This window comes from Microbacterium sp. Bi128 (assembly GCF_918698205.1).
On record NZ_CAKKMM010000514.1, the window covers coordinates 1 to 3326 of the forward strand.

Consider the following 3326-nt stretch of genomic DNA (forward strand, 5'->3'; position numbering starts at 1 on the left):
CTGTCACCCCCGCTGGATCAGGACCGCAGCGATTACCCAGAGGAGCGCCGCGACGCCGGTGGCGAGAACCGGGCGGTTCCACGTCGTGGTCACTGTTCCACCGGAGGAGTGGAGTCCAGCGGCGCGGGCGTCGTGCCACGCCTGGGCGATCCTGTCACGGCCGGTGACTACCTCCGGCTGCCGGATGCGCTCATTGCCGGGGAGCATGCTGTGTGGCCGGCTCTTCAGATCGCTGACATGCTGAAAGCCGGAGTCGAACGAGCCCGGCGGGGTCGGAGCGCCCCAGCTGACGTACTTCTTGCCCGCGGCCCTGACGGTGACGGCATAGCGGACCTCGATGTCCTCAACCGTATCGAACGGTATCCGGTGGTCGCGCAGTCCGTTGATCAACAAAAACCCGCCGCTCTCAACGCGGAGGCACGGGCGCCACTGGACTGCATAGACGAACCAGGACACCAGAACCAGCCAGGGTGCGGCGTCCATCGCGGCACTGGGTTCTCCGCTGGCCGCCAGCCAGTACAGTGTGCCGGCAGCACCGGCCCATACGGTTGCGGCAACGGGCCGGCCCGACGCCGAGCGGTGCGTCCGGGCTCGCCGCGCGGTGCGCTGAGTGGACGCTGGGCAGTCCGTCCGCGGCAGGTGCACGTTCTCTTTCGACGCTTTCAATGGTCCCCCTCCATCGCCCGGGCCGTCGCCGGGTTGAGAGCAATGTAGCGCACGCCGTGTCCGGATCGGTGGTCAAGGGTGAAGCCCGGATACTCGGGAAAGTCGCCCACACGATCGGGGGTGAAGCCGAGTGCCTCGTAAAAGCCGATGGCGGAGGGACTTGCCTGCCAGTCCAGGATCATTGGCTGTGGCCTGGCCCGCGACCAATCGAAGATGAAGTTCATGAGGGCCCGGCCGGTGCCGGCCAGACGCGTGTCGGGGTCTACAAAGACGTCATGGACCCGGCCCGTCGTGAAGTCAGCCCGCAGGCCCGGCCCGAAATCCTGAGCGAGGCCGTAGCCGGGCAGCCTGGTGCGTGCCGGAGCCACAGGGAGGCACCATGAGGCGTCGGCAAGGAACCGGGCGAAACGGCTATGGAAAACCTCCGGCGGAACCTCCTGTGCGGCTGGAGTGAAGGCGATGGACAACCGGCGCACCTCGGCCGCGTCTTCCGGCCTCGCTGCGCGCACCACCAGCCTCTCGAACGTCACAGGGTGCCCCTTTCCGTGAGCCATCGCCGACATTTGATCAATCCTGTGGACGGAATAGTTGATGCCGCGTTTGCGGCTCAGCGCAGCATAGATGCTGCAGCGACTATTGACATAGTCAATTTCAGCTGCGGTGACCCGGCCGAAATACGGGAGTGCTTACTCAGTGAGCTCGGCCAGAACTTCGGCCGCGTCCGTATTGCCGGCGGATGCCAGACGCCGAAGCTCGTCCAGATCTTCCTTCTCAGCGGCGAGTTCAACCAGCTGATCCTCAGCGTCGCGGCTGCCGCCGTCGGCAAGTTGCCGCAGCTCCTCGAAATCTTCCCGCTCCGCGGCCAGCTCGATGAGCTCGCCGATGGCGTCGTTGTCACCGCGGGCAGCCCGCTCACGGAGAATGGAAAGTTCAGAATCTGACATGGCGTGGCCTTCCAAGAAAACGGTTCTGCTGGACTCTTCTGGCCCGAGGAGGGATTTGACCTCATCGCGATCGGGGGAGAGGCATACAGGGTGTGAGTGCAGGCTACCGCGCCAAAGGAATCGGCCGAAAGCCTCTGTTCCTGTTTCCAACCGGTCGCTGGGTGGGATAGCACCTGTTTCCTTGTTCGAAGATGCCGTCCGGAAGCCGCAGCTTTGAAACGAATAGACTGCCAAGATGCTGACCGGACAAGCAAAAAATCTGGTGATCAATCCGGCGACAGCCGCTGATACCGATCACTTCGCAGCCGACGCGCCATGGGCCAGAGCCGATGAATGGCGCCCCGGGGGATCATCGCTGGTGGCAAAGTTCGGTGCAGAGCCAGTGGGGATCGCTGTCTCAGCCACCAACCGCGTCCATCCAACTCGGGACACGGTCAACGTTTTCGTGCGTGAGCAATTCCGGCGGCAGGGTATCGGTTCGGCACTGGTGAAATCTATTCAAGGGCGTCGTTGGATGCCACTGTCGGTCAAAGCCCATCCGGGCACGGTTGCGCACGAGTTTTACAGATCGCTGGGAGCTGTGCGCTATCAAGTGTGTCCGCCCGAGCAGATCGATACCGCGAGTATTGAAGTGCTCCGATGGGCAAACGAAAACCGCTGTGGCGGCATCCTCACAGGAGATCGAATAGCTCTGGATCAACTGAATGAAGCATGGACGGAAATGTATGAAATCGTGCACGCGCCATGGTCACCTATGACCGGATTGCTGCGGCGTGCTTTGTCTTCGGTACTGACCGGGATCCGGAAGTGGAGGCAATATGCGAATCCCTGGACCAGGCCAACCGCTTGGCGCGTCTCGACGTCGCCGCATGCATGGCAGAAGTTCTGGTGAGCGCCGGCGGTACCCCAGTCCTGTTTGACGGACACATCACCGACCCACACTTCTTTCCGATTCTCCAACTAATTCCGGGTGTGTCGGGCCGGGCACTGGAACTCCTCGAAATTCCAAGGAATCGGGTCTCACCGCAGGAGTCGATTCGTGCTGTGATGTCTGCGTGGCTCCTCGCCGCAGCCAGCGTCCTCGTCATCGGCTACCTTGCCCGCCGCCTCGCGCGCGCCGCCCGGCACCGGTGACCGCAGTTGATAGATTCTGGACCATGACCACTCCGGACATCAGTGTCAGGGCAGCAACCGTGCACGACGCCGCACGGCTGGCCGAGATCCACATCGCGGCCTGGCGGGCCACTTACCGCGGCGTCATGACCGATGAGTACCTGGACGGTCTCGACGTCGACCGCGCGGCATCCGCCTGGCGCCGAAACATCCTTGAACCCAGGCAAGGGACCATTCACCTCGTCGTCCAAAGCGCCGATGCGGTTGCCGGGTTCGCCATCCTCGGCCCTGCTGCCGGCGACCCGGACCCGGGAACCGGTCAGCTCCACGCGATCAACGTGCATCCGGACTGCTGGGCGCAGGGCGTAGGTTCCGTCCTGTTCGCGGCCGCGGAACAACAGCTGATCGAACTCGGCTATGACCGGGCATTTCTCTGGGTTGAGAAAGGCAACGATCGGGCTATCAGCTTCTACACCAACCGCCGTTGGCTCGACGACGGAGGGAGCCTGGAAGATACGGGATTAGATCCGGCTGTGGCCGAGAAGCGCCACAGCCGGGTCCTCCCGCCCGGAACGGTCGCGTCTGCCACGCAGTGAGCTCTTC

General features: G+C 63.5%; 5 protein-coding genes. 2 read left to right on the forward strand and 3 right to left on the reverse strand.

Annotated elements, in window-relative coordinates; all coding sequences use genetic code 11:
• Nucleotides 1-3: 3 nt before the first annotated feature.
• The 3 genes from LQV45_RS22080 to LQV45_RS22090 form a co-directional block, all read right to left on the reverse strand.
• Nucleotides 4-483 carry a hypothetical protein gene (locus tag LQV45_RS22080; RefSeq protein ID WP_230008834.1) on the reverse strand — a complete coding sequence of 160 codons (480 nt, stop codon included), beginning with the start codon at nucleotides 481-483 and terminating at the stop codon, nucleotides 4-6.
• Nucleotides 484-662: 179 nt separating this feature from the next.
• Entirely contained in the window at nucleotides 663-1133 is a 471-nt protein-coding gene (locus LQV45_RS22085) for an N-acetyltransferase (protein WP_230008835.1), read from the reverse strand.
• Nucleotides 1134-1352: 219 nt separating this feature from the next.
• Nucleotides 1353-1610 (reverse strand): DUF1387 domain-containing protein, encoded by a 258-nt coding sequence (locus LQV45_RS22090; RefSeq protein ID WP_230008836.1) that lies wholly within the window; start codon nucleotides 1608-1610, stop codon nucleotides 1353-1355.
• Nucleotides 1611-1845: 235 nt separating this feature from the next.
• Here LQV45_RS22090 and LQV45_RS22095 point away from each other — a divergent pair, with 235 nt between their 5' ends.
• A complete protein-coding gene (locus LQV45_RS22095; protein WP_230008837.1) occupies nucleotides 1846-2502 on the forward strand; it encodes a GNAT family N-acetyltransferase in 657 nt (218 codons plus the stop codon).
• Between the two features lie 301 nt (nucleotides 2503-2803).
• Complete coding sequence (locus tag LQV45_RS22100; protein ID WP_230008838.1) at nucleotides 2804-3319, forward strand: GNAT family N-acetyltransferase; 516 nt, start codon at nucleotides 2804-2806, stop codon at nucleotides 3317-3319.
• The last annotated feature ends 7 nt before the right edge of the window (nucleotides 3320-3326 follow it).